11 protein-coding genes are annotated in these 13,844 nt (G+C 56.6%); 7 read left to right on the top strand and 4 right to left on the bottom strand.

Annotated features, from left to right (window positions below; translation table 11 throughout):
* Positions 1 to 66: 66 nt before the first annotated feature.
* On the bottom strand, positions 67 to 441 hold the full coding sequence (locus tag WJU22_RS00915) for a winged helix-turn-helix transcriptional regulator (protein ID WP_126244010.1): 375 nt from the start codon (positions 439 to 441) through the stop codon (positions 67 to 69).
* A gap of 93 nt (positions 442 to 534) precedes the next feature.
* On the opposite strand from WJU22_RS00915, the gene WJU22_RS00920 reads away from it, so the two are divergent.
* The 7 genes from WJU22_RS00920 to WJU22_RS00950 all read left to right on the top strand — a co-directional run bounded on the left by WJU22_RS00920 (position 535) and on the right by WJU22_RS00950 (position 9,967).
* Positions 535 to 1,797 (top strand): serine hydrolase domain-containing protein, encoded by a 1,263-nt coding sequence (locus WJU22_RS00920; protein WP_341841427.1) that lies wholly within the window; start codon positions 535 to 537, stop codon positions 1,795 to 1,797.
* Entirely contained in the window at positions 1,794 to 2,963 is a 1,170-nt protein-coding gene (locus WJU22_RS00925) for an MFS transporter (RefSeq protein ID WP_341841428.1), read from the top strand. Before WJU22_RS00920 ends, WJU22_RS00925 begins: the two co-directional genes overlap by 4 nt.
* A gap of 772 nt (positions 2,964 to 3,735) precedes the next feature.
* Positions 3,736 to 6,858: a TonB-dependent receptor gene (locus tag WJU22_RS00930; protein ID WP_341841429.1), complete on the top strand. Its 3,123-nt coding sequence runs from the start codon at positions 3,736 to 3,738 to the stop codon at positions 6,856 to 6,858.
* Positions 6,859 to 6,868: 10 nt separating this feature from the next.
* Positions 6,869 to 8,482, top strand: coding sequence for a RagB/SusD family nutrient uptake outer membrane protein (locus WJU22_RS00935; RefSeq protein ID WP_341841430.1), 1,614 nt, complete (start codon positions 6,869 to 6,871; stop codon positions 8,480 to 8,482).
* A 225-nt stretch (positions 8,483 to 8,707) separates the two neighbouring features.
* Positions 8,708 to 9,307, top strand: coding sequence for a GNAT family N-acetyltransferase (locus WJU22_RS00940; RefSeq protein ID WP_341841431.1), 600 nt, complete (start codon positions 8,708 to 8,710; stop codon positions 9,305 to 9,307).
* Between the two features lie 36 nt (positions 9,308 to 9,343).
* Positions 9,344 to 9,652, top strand: a complete 309-nt coding sequence (locus tag WJU22_RS00945) for a GNAT family N-acetyltransferase (protein WP_341841432.1) — start codon at positions 9,344 to 9,346, stop codon at positions 9,650 to 9,652.
* A 9-nt stretch (positions 9,653 to 9,661) separates the two neighbouring features.
* Complete coding sequence (locus tag WJU22_RS00950; RefSeq protein ID WP_341841433.1) at positions 9,662 to 9,967, top strand: GNAT family N-acetyltransferase; 306 nt, start codon at positions 9,662 to 9,664, stop codon at positions 9,965 to 9,967.
* Between the two features lies 1 nt (position 9,968).
* On the opposite strand, the gene WJU22_RS00955 is transcribed toward WJU22_RS00950, so the two are convergent.
* The 3 genes from WJU22_RS00955 to WJU22_RS00965 form a co-directional block, all read right to left on the bottom strand.
* A complete protein-coding gene (locus WJU22_RS00955) occupies positions 9,969 to 10,598 on the bottom strand; it encodes a class I SAM-dependent methyltransferase (protein ID WP_341841434.1) in 630 nt (209 codons plus the stop codon).
* Between the two features lie 66 nt (positions 10,599 to 10,664).
* On the bottom strand, positions 10,665 to 12,392 hold the full coding sequence (locus WJU22_RS00960) for a TlpA disulfide reductase family protein (RefSeq protein WP_341841435.1): 1,728 nt from the start codon (positions 12,390 to 12,392) through the stop codon (positions 10,665 to 10,667).
* Positions 12,393 to 12,454: 62 nt separating this feature from the next.
* A complete protein-coding gene (locus WJU22_RS00965) occupies positions 12,455 to 13,840 on the bottom strand; it encodes a RagB/SusD family nutrient uptake outer membrane protein (protein WP_341841436.1) in 1,386 nt (461 codons plus the stop codon).
* Positions 13,841 to 13,844: the final 4 nt, after the last annotated feature.

A 13,844-nucleotide genomic window follows, 5' to 3' on the forward strand; every position in this document is an offset into this window, starting at 1 on the left:
AAGAAAGGAGGATGGATCGGCCATAAACGGGCGCTCCATCCTCCTTTTATTTGAAACATTCCGCAATCAGCTCGCCTTCACCGCCTGCATCCGGCAGTTGCGATGCCGCTGGCCCCAATCGCTCAACTGTTTCCACACCGGGATCAGTTCTTTGGCCACATGCGCCAGTTCATATTCTACCCGCGGCGGCACTTCCGCGTATACGGTCCGGCGGACCAATCCGTCGCGCTCGAGTTCTTTCAACTGCAAGGTCAACATCCTTTCGGTGATGTTGGGAATGGAACGGCGCAGCTCGCTGAATCGCATCGCTCCTTCTTCCAGCCTGCAAAGGATCAGTAATTTCCAGCGGCCGCCCACCAGGCAGATCGCGTAGGTGAGATCACATTCGATGATATAATCGCGGTTAATGCTGTTCGACGAATTTTCCTTACGCTTGCTCATTACTTACAAATTTGTTAGTACCATACAACGAGTTGTATGCATACAAAGGTAAGGGTAACCCCTCTACATTTGCTGTATCAAATTTTTATTTACGTGAAAAACACAACCATGCTTGCCCTGGGAGCCCTCCTGCTCACGCAGCCCGTTTTCTCCCAACAGCCCGCCCCCACTACATTTCAGGAAGCCCGAATAGACTCCCTCGCGCAAAGGCTCGTCCGCACCGGCAAAGTCCAGGGCGTAAACCTGCTCTTCTCCCAAAACGGGAAAATCATCTACCGCAAAGCCTTCGGAAAAGCGGATGAAAACCGTCCGCTGCAAACAGGCGATATCTTCCGCATAGCGTCACAAACCAAAGCTATTACCAGTCTTGCCGTGATGATGCTTTGGGAAGAAGGGCGCTTTTTGCTGGACGAGCCCGTGTCGAACTACATTCCCGCGTTCGCCAACCTACGTGTCATCAAAGACTTCAACGCCGCAGATACGACGTACACTTCCGTAGCGCCCAACAGGCCCGTAACCGTGCGCGATCTGCTGCGGCACACGTCCGGCATTTCGTACCCCCTCATCACCGGCGACCCGCGTTTCCAGGCCATTTTCGCGAAGCATAAAGTGCCCACCGGCATCGGCAGCCCCGGCAACCTGAAAAACTTTGTAGACCAGATCGCACTGCAACCGTTGGTCCATAATCCCGGAGAAGCATTCACTTATGGCCTGAACATCGACGTGCTGGGAAGGCTCGTTGAGATCTGGAGCGGCCAGCCACTCGAGGTTTTCTTCCGGGAACGGATTTTCCGTCCGCTGGAGATGAACGACACTTATTTCCGCGTACCCGACGATAAAGCAAAGCGCCTCGTGCCCGTGTTCTCCGCCACCGGCGGACGTTTACACCGCCAAACCGCGCCGATCTACGAAGGCAACGATGCCGGCTATCCGCTGCAGGACGGCATTATCGTTTCCGGCGGCGCCGGTCTCAGTTCCACTACCGCCGATTACGCGAAGTTCCTGCAACTGCTGCTGGACGGCGGCGTATATAAAGGAAAGCGGATCATCGGCAACGCCGCTATCCGCCTGATGACGACCCCGCAAATCCCGCAAGGCGCCACCGCGAAGTGGGACTGGCCCGATTTCTCGTTCGGATTGGGCTTCAGTCTCGTAACGCCGCAAAACCAGGCTGCCGGGCCTGTTCCGGAGGGATCGTTCTTTTGGGGCGGCGCGTTCAACACCCATTATTGGGCCGATCCGGCGAACGATATCGTCGGCATCGTGTTCACCCAGGAATATGCACCTGCGTCGTACTGGGATTTAGGCACGCTGTTCAAAAATGTTTTCTACACCGCATTGGAAAAATCAAAATGAAAAAGACCGCATACATCGGATGCCTCGGACTGATAGGCATCATTACCACAGAATTCGGCGTGATCGGCATATTGCCGCAGATCGCCGAACATTACCAAATCCCCATTGAAAAAGCGGGTTGGCTGCTGAGTGCGTTCGCCATGGTGATCGCGCTGGGCGGCCCGGCGATGACGCTGCTTTTCTCCCGCGTGAACCGCAAGCTCATTATGAGCCTTGCCATCGGCATGTTCATCATCACCGGCGTCGTATCCGCGCTTGCGCCGCCTTTCTGGCTGTTGCTCACGGTGCGCGTATTGCCCGCCATCCTGCACCCTGTCTTCGTTTCCACCGCCATCGCCGCGGCCATCCAGGCGGCGCCACCGAAAGAGGCGACGCGGATGATGGGCATCGTACTGGGCGGGATCGCCATCGCTATGGTGACTACCGTTCCGTTCGCTACCTGGCTCGCGGGGCGCATCAACTGGAAGGCGGCGTTCTGGGCGCAATCGGCCATCAGTTTGACGGCACTGCTGGCGATCCTCATCGGGCTGCCGCAAATCCCGAAAGGCGAGAAGGAAAGCCTGGGCAGCCAGGCCGCCATCCTCCGCGATCCTGTGTTCGTGACCAGCAGCATCGTGAATGTGTTGCTCATTGCTGCGTGGTTTTGCACGTATAGTTACTTCGCGGATTTTTTGGGGAAGGTGAAAGGGATGGATGAGGAACGGATCAGTTATATGCTGATGGTGTTTGGCCTGGCGGGGATCCCCGCCAACTGGATCGCCGGGAGATGGCTCGGGAAGCAGCTTTCGCTGACAACGGCGGTGTTTCTCGCAGGTGCGTTGTTCATACCGTTCATGAGCATCGCCGTGGGTGGAGGGATCGTGGTGAATGCGGTGGTGCTGGCGCTGTGGGGATTTTTCTATGCACCCTGCTATCTTACCGCAGCGGCGTATTTGACCTCCGCAGCACCGGGGGCCGTGGCTTTCGCCAATACGCTTGCGATATCGTATGGTAATTTGGGAATTACGGTGGGGACGACGGTCAGCGGATGGGTGATCGCGCAGTACGGGATCGCGGCCGCGCCCTGGGCGGGCGCTGCTTTCGGGATCGCCGCGCTCGTTGCCATGGCGCTGCGGTCACAACTTGTTGCCCGCCGCGAAATACGCCGCTCCTGCATCGCACCATGATGATGATTGAAAAAAAAATTCCCTGCAGACCGTCTACCGGAAACCCGGTAGACGGTTTTATCCTTATCCCCGGCTCACAGATCCGTTTCCCCTGAAACTCAATATCTACGCACCTGTCCCCACTTCCATCGATGCAAAGTCAACCCATTTGCCCTTCATTCTACTAGATAAATTTTTTTCCGGCGTTACAACTTTTATTTAAAAACTTGAATTATATTGCGACCAGTTAACATGCAGGCACAGAAAAAAATTCATCCAATGCCAGCTAAGCGGAAATAGAAATCTAAATCAAGCGTAACCAGAATCTAACGTAACAGCTTCATCCTTTCACTTCGCCATCTAAATCGAAAGACTGTAGATTCCTGTTTGCCAAATTTTTGTGTATAACGTCTTGAAACGGTCAGCAGTAGGCCTTTTCAGGGAAATCATATATTTTTTTACAACTGATTTCTCCCGATATCCGGGGAGTAGCATTGCAGCATATTCGCGCCGGCCTTACCGCCGCGCAGCGGAAGCTTTGTGTCATGATGGACCATAACTAAAATCTAAATGATGTGACTATGAAAAAATCACAGCCCGACATTTATTGATGACTTAACCAGGATACAGGCAACCCGACTGTAGCCGTCAGCAGCATATGATATTGGCCTGAAAGCCGCTTCCCGCGGTCTTCCTGGCCATGCCATGCCATGCCTGTTACGGACCAACGGCCCTTTTCCTCCAGCAATACATTATACCGCTTCATCAATTCAAATCTAAACCGACATCGAGTATGAACACACGATTGCTCCTGATCCCGCTCATGGCTGTATGCGTAACTAACGCTTACGCACAAACGCAGCAAGCGACCGGGCGGGTGACCGACGCCAGAGACGGCACTCCCCTTCCCGGCGTAACCGTTCGCATCAAGGGTTCCACCACCGGCACCATCACCGATGCCAACGGCAGTTTCAAGCTGAATGCTCCTTCGGGCGCCGTTCTCATCTGCTCCTTCACCGGCTACTACAACAAGGAAGCCATCGTAGGCGCAGGCCCGCTGCACGTTGCGCTCAGCGCCGACCAGAAATCGCTGGACGAAGTAGTGGTTGTGGGTTACGGTACCCAGGACCGCCGCGACGTGACCGGCTCCGTGGGCACCGTAAAGGGAGACAACCTGAAAACCATCGCCGCGCCCAGCTTTGAAAAAGCGATGGCTGGCTCTATCACCGGCGTACAGGTGAACACCACCAGCGGCATCCTCGGCGAGCCCGCCCGCATCCGCATCCGCGGCGTCAACTCTATTTCCAGCAGCTCCGACCCGCTGTATGTAGTAGACGGCGTTCCGTACATCTCCGGCGACCAGAGCGGCTCCCAATCCGTTCCCTACAACCCGCTCGGCGACATCAATCCCGCCGATATCGAAAGCGTGGAAGTCCTGAAAGACGGTTCCGCCACCGCCATTTACGGTTCTCGCGCTTCCGCGGGCGTAGTGCTCATCACCACCAAAAAAGGCAAGCTCGGCAAGCCCCGCCTCAGTTACGACGGTTGGATTGGGATGGCACAGGCTTCCAAAAAATTCGACCTCATGAACGCGGCCGAATTCATGGAAGTGACCAACGAAAAACTCACCAATGCCGGCGCTGCAGCAGCCGCCAAACAGCCGGCAGACAAATATTACGACACCGACTGGCAAGACCTCGTGCTGCGCAACGCCGTACAGCATAGCCACGCCCTTTCGCTCAGCGGCGCCACCGAAAGCACCAACTATTACTTCTCCCTCGGCTATTCCGACTTCGAAGGCATTGCCGTCGCCAACGACCAGAAGAAATACAACGTGCGCGCCAGGGTGGAACAAAAAGCGTTCGACCGCCTGAAGATCGGCATCAACATGGCCGCCACGCACACCACAGACAATGGCCTCAATTACGGCACCAACGCGCTTTCCGGCAACATCGCCGGCGCCATCCGCGCACTGCCCAACGTTCCGGCGAAGTGGGAAGACGGCAGCTATAACCTCAGCGCCGACAAACAGCGCCTGGGCCGCGCCGGCAACGGCCGCGAGATAGACGATAACTACACGAATATCCTCTTCGTCCTGGAAAACAACATCTACAAAAACCAGAGCCTCAACCTCACCGGCAACACGTTTGCGGAGCTGGAGATCATCCCCGGCCTTACCGCGAAAACACAGGTGGGCATCAACTACCTGAACGGCGAATATTACCGCTATTGGAGCCCCGTTCACGGCGACGGTCGCGGTGTGAACGGTTCCACCGCCCAGTACAATCTTCCGCAGTTCCGGTACAACTGGCAGAACACACTGAACTTCAACCGTACTTTCGGCGATCACAAAGTGGGTGCCATCGCGGGTTTGGAATGGCAGAAGACGCGCAGTCGTTATTTCTACGCCAGCGGCACCAACATTTCGTCCGAGTTTTTCGGCGGGCAGAACATTATCACCGATGCCTGGGGCGCCAGGTCGCTGGGCGGGTATGTAGCGGAGAAGGCCTTCCAGTCGGTGTTTGGCCGCGCGAATTATGGATATAAAGACAGGTACCTCATCGCCGCCACGCTGCGGTACGACAAAATCTCCGACCTGCCCTGGGGCAACCAGGGCGCAACGTTGCCCGGCGTTTCAGTTGGGTGGCGTGTTTCGGAAGAGGCGTTTTTCAAGCGGTCAAATTCCCTCAACTTCATCAGCAACCTGAAGCTGCGAGGCGGTTTCGCGAAAGTAGGGAACGTGGAACTGGGGTCCGATTATCCGTATGCAGGCACCTTCAGTCCATATCTCTACGGCGAGATCATGGCGATGGCTTACAGCCAGATCAGCAATAACAACCTCCGTTTCGAAACGGCCAATAAAATCAATATCGGGCTGGACGCGGGACTGTTCGAAAACCGGGTGAATTTCACCGCCGAGTATTTCAGCAACAACGTGGATAATATGATCCTGGCGGCGCCGCTGGCACCTTCGCTGGGCGTTCCCTACAACAATATCAAAATGAATATCGGGGAAATGACCAACAAGGGATGGGAATTCTCCGTGAACGCCGAAGCCATAGCCACCCGCGATTTCCGGTGGAATACGGCGGTGAACCTCACGCTTACCAAAAACAAGGTGACGCAGTTGTATAACGGGGCAGACATCATCGGCACTTATCACATCATCCGCGAAGGGCAGCCGGTGGGCATGTTCTACGGATTCGAGTACGCCGGCGTGAACCCTGCCAACGGCAATCCGCTCTGGGTGAAGGCAGACGGCTCCATCGTGCAGGGCGTGATCAGCCGGCAGGGCTACGCGAAATACGATCCCGCCAAACCGGACGATGTTTCCGTATCCGCCCCCGCGCTGAACACCAACGATAAGAAGATCCTCGGCAACTCGAACCCCACCTGGTTCGGAGGGTTCAGCAATACTTTGTCCTACAAACGGTTCGACCTCGGCATCAACCTCGTGTTCTCCGGCGGCAACAAAGTGTTCAGCGCCACCCGCCAGGAAACCCTCGCCAACATGAAGTTCCAGAATGCCGGCCGCGAGCTGCTCGACCGCTGGACCACGCCCGGCCAGGTGACCGATGTTCCCAAACTCATGTACGGCAGCAACCCCGGCAACTTCATCAACCAGAACGGCAATACCAACAGCCGCTTCCTGGAAGACGGTTCGTACCTCCGCGCCCAAAACATCACGCTGGGCTTCAACGCGCCTTCCGCATGGCTGAACCGTTTCAAGGTGAACAGCCTCCGCGTGTACGCACAGGTGCAAAACGCATTCGTGATCACCAACTATTCCGGCCTCGATCCCGAACTGACCATCGTTGGCACCAACAATGCCGCCCGCAACTGGCAGGCCGGCCTGGACTACAACAGCAATCCGCTCCCGCGCACTTACACGCTGGGCGTAAACCTGGGATTATAAAAACATGACCATGAAAAAAGTAACATCCAGATCATATAATTTCCGTCGCGCGGCGGTAGCAGCGATGCTGCTTGCGGCCGGCACCTCGATCGTTTCCTGCAAAGATTTCACGGAGCTGGCGCCCATCAGCCTTGCTTCGGAAGAATCCGCCTTTGCATCGCCGGGAAATATCAAGCTCGCCATGATGGGCGTGTACGAATCTGCCGCCATCGGCACTTATCAAAACCTGAAAAGCTCCGCGCGCGGGTATCCTTTCGGTGCGGCGGCGATAGAACAAGGAGAAATGAGGGGCGAAGACATGCTGAACATCGATCAGTTCTACGCCATCACCTACGAAGGCGGCGCCAACCCTACATCGCTCAACAACGTTACGATGTGGCATACGCTCTACGCGCTCATCAACCAGGCCAACATCCTCATCGAAGGTGTGCAGAAAGCCGGCGCCAAAGGCGTGATCACCGATGCCGAAGCCAAAGCCTATGAAGGCGAGGCACGTTTCATGCGCGCCCTTTCCCATCATGAGCTGCTCGTACATTTCAGCTTCCCGTATGCGGATGCGGCGGGCGGCAAATGGGGCGTTCCCTATCGCACCAAAGCCATCACTTCCCTGGCCGCATATGAAGAAGGACTGAAAATGGACCGGGGAACAGTGAAGGATTGTTATACCAAACTGATCGCAGATCTCGATTTCGCGGAAGCCAACCTGCCCGACAAGCAGCCGGACGGCGCGCAGCGCGCCACCAAAGGCGCCGCCATCGCCCTGAAAGCGCGCATCAAACAACATATGGGCGACTGGGACGGCGTGATCGCGGAAAGCAACAAGCTCATCCCCGCAGCGGCTCCCTACAAAAGCCCCATCGGCGCCTTCCAGCTCACGGCAGAGCCAGACGGGCCGTTCACCAGCTATAAAAACAATACCGAGTCCATCTTCTCCATCGCCAACGGCCCCAACGCCAATGGCGGCAGTAACGGCGCGCTTCCGGCGATGTTCGGCCCGGCTTCGCTCAACGGCCGCGGACTGGTGGCTACGAGCCCCATCCTGTATAACGCTTCGTTCTGGAAAGCGACCGACAAGCGCCGTGCCCTGCTGCAGGTGTACCAACCTACTACCGGATCGCGCTATTATTTCAATTACAAATACCGCGATTATACCACCCGTGCCGACTGGGCCCCGATGCTCCGCTATGCGGAAGTGCTGCTCACGGCCGCCGAGGCCCATGCCCGCAAAGGTGAGAACGATCGTGCGCTGGCGCTGCTGAACGCGGTGCGCAACCGCTCCGTGGAAGTTGGCGACCAATTCACCACGCCTCCCGCCGACCTCGTACTGGCCATCCTTCAGGAGCGCCGCATCGAGCTGGCGGGCGAAGGGCGCCGCTGGGCAGACATCCACCGCCTTGCGCTCGATGCCGTTTACGGATTCCGCGGCATTCCCGCCAAAATGAAGAAGGAACAAATGAAGCTCGACGGCACCGATTACAATGCCGTAACGCCTCCCACGTTCCCCACCACCGGCGGCGTTCCTTCGTATGCGTACGAAAGCTTCCGCTTCCTCTGGCCCATCCCGGCGGAGGAAACCGCAGCCAACCCGACGCTACGGGCGCAGCAGAACAAACTGTCCGACTAACCTTTTTCTTTGGATATGTATTAATTTTTCATCTATCGTACTAACCAATAGCGCCGCAGATCCCCGCGGCGCTTTTTTATTTGCATTCCGGGCGATGGCGGTGTATTTTTAATGGATTCCTGCCATATGAAAAAGATCCTTACCCTGATGGCCATTTGCTACATAGCGACGGCCTGCGTGCGGACCGATAACGCCATTCCATAAAAAAGTCAGTAGTTTTAAGATATGAAACGCGCCACCCGTGCCGATAAAGCCCTCGTAGCGGGCATCCTCGCCCGCTCCTTCGCGCAGAACCGCAGCGTGCTCGCCGCCGTGCGCAGGCACGGGGATGCGGAACGGAATATCCGTGGATTGATGGAATACGCATTCGATGTCTGCATCCGGTATGGCGATGTGCTGCTGTCTGACGATGGAAACGGTTGCGCCCTGGTCCTGTACCCGGACCGGAAGCCGGAAAACCTCTTCACCCGCTGGCTCGATCTGCGGCTCGTCTGGCGCTCGATCGGATGGAAACATTTACCGAATGTGAAAGCCCGCAGGAAGCTGGTACAGTCCGTCAGGCCGGAAGTGCCCATGGCCTACCTCTGGTTCATCGGCGTAAACCCGGATTCCCGGCGCAGGGGCGCCGGCCGGCAATTGCTCAACGACGTGCTCGAACTGGCGAGGTCGGCAGACAGGCCCGTTTACCTGGAAACGTCTGCCCCGGAAAACGTGTCGTGGTACAACAAAGCCGGCTTCCGGACGTACGCCGTTACAGACGTGGGGTACACGCTGTATTACCTGACCACGTCTCCCCAGGCCATCCCCTGGCTGCAGCAACAATGACGCGGCCGGTGTTGTTATTATCTGTAACTTGACGATATGAAAGAAGAATACATTGGGCTTCCGTTGGTGAAGAATGAAACGGACCACCAGTTCGAACTGACGGTGGAAGGGCATACCGCCATTATCGTATATAAGGAAAGCGGGAAGAAGATCTGGCTCATCCATACCGAAGCGCCCGCCGAGCTCGAAGGCAAAGGCGTAGCCACGGCGCTGATCGAAAAAACGCTCGCGTACCTGGAAGAAAACCACTATACGCTGGTACCGCTTTGTCCGCTGGTGGTAGCCTACCTGAAGCGCCATCCCGAATGGAAACGCATCGTAGACCCATCCGTCACCAATCTCTGACCCGCCATCATGGAACCCGCGCAATACGCCGTCATCAACAACGAAGCCAGCCAGCAGCTGGAAGTCTGGATAGCCGGTGAAGCCGCCACGCTCACTTATCGCTATTACAAGAAAGACATCGCGTTCATGCATACCACCGTGCCGGCCGCCATGGAAGGCAAAGGCGTGGCCACCGCATTGGCGAAGGAAGCTTTCCGGCTGGCCGCGTCCCTGAAAAAGCCGGTGATGGTGTATTGCCCGTTTGTAGCGGGGTTCGTGGAGCGCCATCCGGAATACCGCTCCCAGCTCGATCCGCAGTATTACGGGAAACGGTGATTCAATCCGCCAACTCCAGCACCGATCCCTTCAAAAATCGCAGCTTTTCAAAAGCCGCCGTTTCTTTCCAGCCGGCGTTCAGCCAAACGTTTTTGTGCTGCGGGTTCGCATACAGCACCTTGATCTTCCGGGGGCGGCGGGCCCGGCTTTCCTTCACCCGTTCCACAAAATCCACCATCGCTTCTTCATTGAAAGGGTTGAACAGAAAAATGACGCCCGTTCGGTCGGAGACCTCCATCCGCCGCGCATCTTCACATAATACTTCATATTTCCCCGGCTTCACGGATTTGCATAATCCGGGCGACAGCTCGATCCCGGTAATATCATCGAACCCATAAAATTCCGCCATGGCCAGCACGCGCCCCATCCCGCAGCCTACGTCGAGAAAACCGGTTTTCTTTTCGGCATCGGTCACATGGTTCAGCAGCCATTCGGCGGAATAATAATTGATGGGCTCGTATTGCGTGGCCTGCGCTTTGGCCGAGTCCGAAATGGCGTCTCCCAGGTAATGCGTGCCGATGGTGCGCAAGCCGTACTTCCGCTCGCCGGCAATTTCCCGGCGGATGACGAACAAAGCCATTTCAAGGTCCCAATGCCAGGCGAGGTACAAAAAGTAACGGATAAAGCGCATCCGCCCAAGTTACAAAAAACCCCGGCCCAAAAGAGCCGGGGTAGTTGCATTTGCATGATTTCCGTATCAAGGTGTTAATGCCATTTGTAGTTGGACGCGGAGGCGAGACTCCACTTCCGCTCCTTCGAATCCTATATTGGCAAATCGTATCCGCCCGTTTTTGTCGATGACGTACGTGGCGGGAATGATATTGAAATTGAATTTTTCGCCGATGTTGGGATCGGTGTTGTAATACACGGGGAAAGAATACGTTTTGTTCCCTTTCCAGTTCTGCGCATCCTGCAATGTGTTTTTCGCGCCGCTGTTGACGATCATGAAAACCACGTCCGGGTTGCTTTTGAACTCATCGTAGAGTTTCTGCACGAAGGGCATTTCCTGCATGCAGGGCACGCACCAGGTGGCCCAGAAATCGATGAGCACCACTTTCCCGCGGAGGCTTTCCGGGGTTACGGGATTGCCTTTCAGGTCTACGAACGACGAAAGCTCCGGTGCGGGTTTGTCGATCATTTGCCGGGCCACGGCGGCTTTCAGTTCCCCGAGGCGCAGCGCGCCGATTTCCGCCAGGGCCGTTTCGCGGCCGGTCTGTTTGTAGAAGCGGCTTACGTTTTCGAGGGTTTCGTGGTCGTGCGAGGCGGCGATCGCGGCACGCATGTGCGCTTCGCCGTCACCGTCTTTCCCTTCCAGCATATCGATGAGGCCGAGCATCGACAGGAGGTTCCCCTTTGCCTGGGCGGTTACCGCCCGGCGGGTGCTGTCGTCTACCAGCGGGATGATATGCCCCGTTTCCGGGAAATACCGGATGAGCCCGGCGGGCCAGCGGTCGGCCATGGCCAGCGCCATGTTGGTGTATTGGCGCGCCAGCGGCAGGGCCACCGCATTTTCGATGAGTGTTTCGGCCATGCTTTTGTAGAAGCGCGGGAGATGGGGGCTTTCCATGTCGTGGCGCACTTTCCCTGCATGGAATACCGTTTTTGCGGAGTCTTTGGCACGGGCGTACAGTTCGAACAATTGTTCATGGAATGGCGAGAAATCCGCTTCGGTCTGTTCCGTTTCTTTGTCCAGCGCCAGTTCCAGCAGGGCGATGCGGCGGGCGGAATCTTTTTCCCGGCTGATGAAATCCGCATGCAGGCTCCGGCCCAGCGCGGTTTCCGGGTAGCGGACGCCCACTTGTTTCCGGATGGAATCCAGGCGCGAGGGTTCCCCGATGATGAGATAACCCATCGTTACCCGGTTGAGGTTCCCGCGGTCGGAAGGCGCTTCATTCCACTTGGCTTCGATGACGTCGTGCATCCGGCGACGGATGGCTTTCTTTTCGGAAGCCAGTTTCGCCACCTGCTCCTGGTATACCAGCAGCCGCAATTTAGCTTCGTAGTTGTCGGGGAACGCTTTCAATTCCTGTTCGTACAAAGCCGCGGAAGCCGCCGCGGTACCGGGTGCTTTGCCCATTTGCGCGGCCATGCTGCCACCACGGTACAACAAGGCATGGCGGACGGGCAGGCCCTTTTTATATACCATCACTTCGAAAAGCCGGTCGGCCGCGGGCCGTTCGATCGCGTTGCCGCTGGTAAGCTGGAACGTGGCGAAGGCCGCGTAGGGCGCCAACCGGAAGCTGGCGGTCCATTTCCCGTTGGTTTTCACCATCGGGATGCGGATGGGCAGGTCGTAGAAGTTGGAGGTGACGAACTGTACCGTTACGGCGGTGGCGCCGGCCGGGATGGGGCCTGTGGCCACGGAGGGGTCGAGCGTAACGGTGACGGTTTCCCCGGCCTCCGGTTTCGCCGGCGCAATCACCACACGCTCCTGCAGAGCGCGCGGTGAGGCCGGTGGTTATGAGGAGGAGGATTACAAAAAGTATTTTATTTCTTATAGCCTTCATTCTGCGTCAGGTTAATGTTGGTGCTGATGGCATAGGCGGGGATCGGGTACAGCGTATCGGTCGGCTGCCAGTTGGCGCCTTTGATGGGGCCCAGTACATCGGTGGCGCGTTGGGTACGTTTCAGATCGAACCAACGGTGGCCCCATTCCGCGAACAGTTCGAATTTCCGTTCATGCTCCACAGCCAGGATCAATTGCGGCTGCGTGAGGGCGGTATTCAGTTTCTGCAGGTTGGCGCGCTCGCGCACCGCATCCAGGTCTTTACGGCCATCGTCCAGTTTATTTTGGCGGATGCGCGCTTCAGCCCTGATGAGGTATTGTTCCGCCACACGCATCACCATGGTATGCTCCTGTACCGGAGTTGCGTTACGCACTTTGTATTTGGCAGGCCAAAAATAGGTAGCGCCCGTTGCCAACGTCCTGTTACCCGTCCAGTTGGCGAGGCGCGCGTCCCCAGCTTCGAACTTCCGGATCAGATTAAGCGTATCCAGCCGGAACAGCGGGCCGGAAGTAGCGTTTGCCGGAATGGCCACCTGTGCTTCCCAGGTGTTCCGTCCTCCCCCTACATTCACCGACTGCAGTTGGAAAATAGCTTCGCGGCTGTTGGCGAGGAACACGGTGTTCAGGTCTTTCAACAGTTCATAATTACCGTTCCCGATCACGGCATTGGACTCCGTTTCGGCCAGCGCCCAATCGTGACGGTATAGGTACACCCGCGCCAGCAGCGCAGATGCGGCCGTTTTGTTGGGACGTACGCGGTTGCCATTGGGGTAATTATCGCCCAGCAAACGTTTGGCTGTCTGCAGGTCCGCTACCACCTGGTCGTATACTTTTTCCGTTTTCTCGCGGGGCAGTTTCTCGGAAATGCGGTAATCCGTCGTCAACACCAGCGGCACGTCGCCATACATATTCACGAGGTAGAAATAAAAGTAGGCGCGCATGAAGTAGGATTCGCCCAGCAACTGATCTTTCAGCGCCGGCGTCAGCTTCGTGGAAGCCGTCAATCCTTCAATGCAGGCGTTGGCGGAATAGACGTAACTATAAACAGCGTTCCAGAACCGCTCCACATAAGTACTGTTGGGCAGCAGGCGCGTTTGTTTGAACACGTCGTAATCTTCAAAATTGCTGGCATAATACACATCATCGGCATGGATCCCGGCGAGGAAGTTCATCATCACGTTCCCCCAGAGGTAATTGAGGCTGTTCATGCTGATGTAAATGCCGGTAACGGCGGATGTGGCGGTTTTATCGTCGGCGAACACCTTTTCGTCCCCCACTTCCGTTTTCGGCGTGGGCGTGTCGAGGTATTTGTTGCAGGACGCGGAAAGCGTGGCTGCGAATATGATAAGAAGCGAAAATCGTTTCATCTTG

It is taken from the genome of Chitinophaga caseinilytica, assembly GCF_038396765.1.
Taxonomy (GTDB): Bacteria; Bacteroidota; Bacteroidia; order Chitinophagales; family Chitinophagaceae; genus Chitinophaga; species Chitinophaga caseinilytica.

Coding starts and splice junctions, on each gene's coding strand:
- WJU22_RS00915 (WP_126244010.1), bottom strand. CDS start 441: ATGAGCAAGCGTAAGGAAAATTCGTCGAACAGCATTAACCGCGATTAT.
- WJU22_RS00935 (WP_341841430.1), top strand. CDS start 6,869: ATGAAAAAAGTAACATCCAGATCATATAATTTCCGTCGCGCGGCGGTA.
- WJU22_RS00965 (WP_341841436.1), bottom strand. CDS start 13,840: ATGAAACGATTTTCGCTTCTTATCATATTCGCAGCCACGCTTTCCGCG.
- WJU22_RS00945 (WP_341841432.1), top strand. CDS start 9,344: ATGAAAGAAGAATACATTGGGCTTCCGTTGGTGAAGAATGAAACGGAC.
- WJU22_RS00940 (WP_341841431.1), top strand. CDS start 8,708: ATGAAACGCGCCACCCGTGCCGATAAAGCCCTCGTAGCGGGCATCCTC.
- WJU22_RS00955 (WP_341841434.1), bottom strand. CDS start 10,598: ATGCGCTTTATCCGTTACTTTTTGTACCTCGCCTGGCATTGGGACCTT.
- WJU22_RS00930 (WP_341841429.1), top strand. CDS start 3,736: ATGAACACACGATTGCTCCTGATCCCGCTCATGGCTGTATGCGTAACT.
- WJU22_RS00925 (WP_341841428.1), top strand. CDS start 1,794: ATGAAAAAGACCGCATACATCGGATGCCTCGGACTGATAGGCATCATT.
- WJU22_RS00950 (WP_341841433.1), top strand. CDS start 9,662: ATGGAACCCGCGCAATACGCCGTCATCAACAACGAAGCCAGCCAGCAG.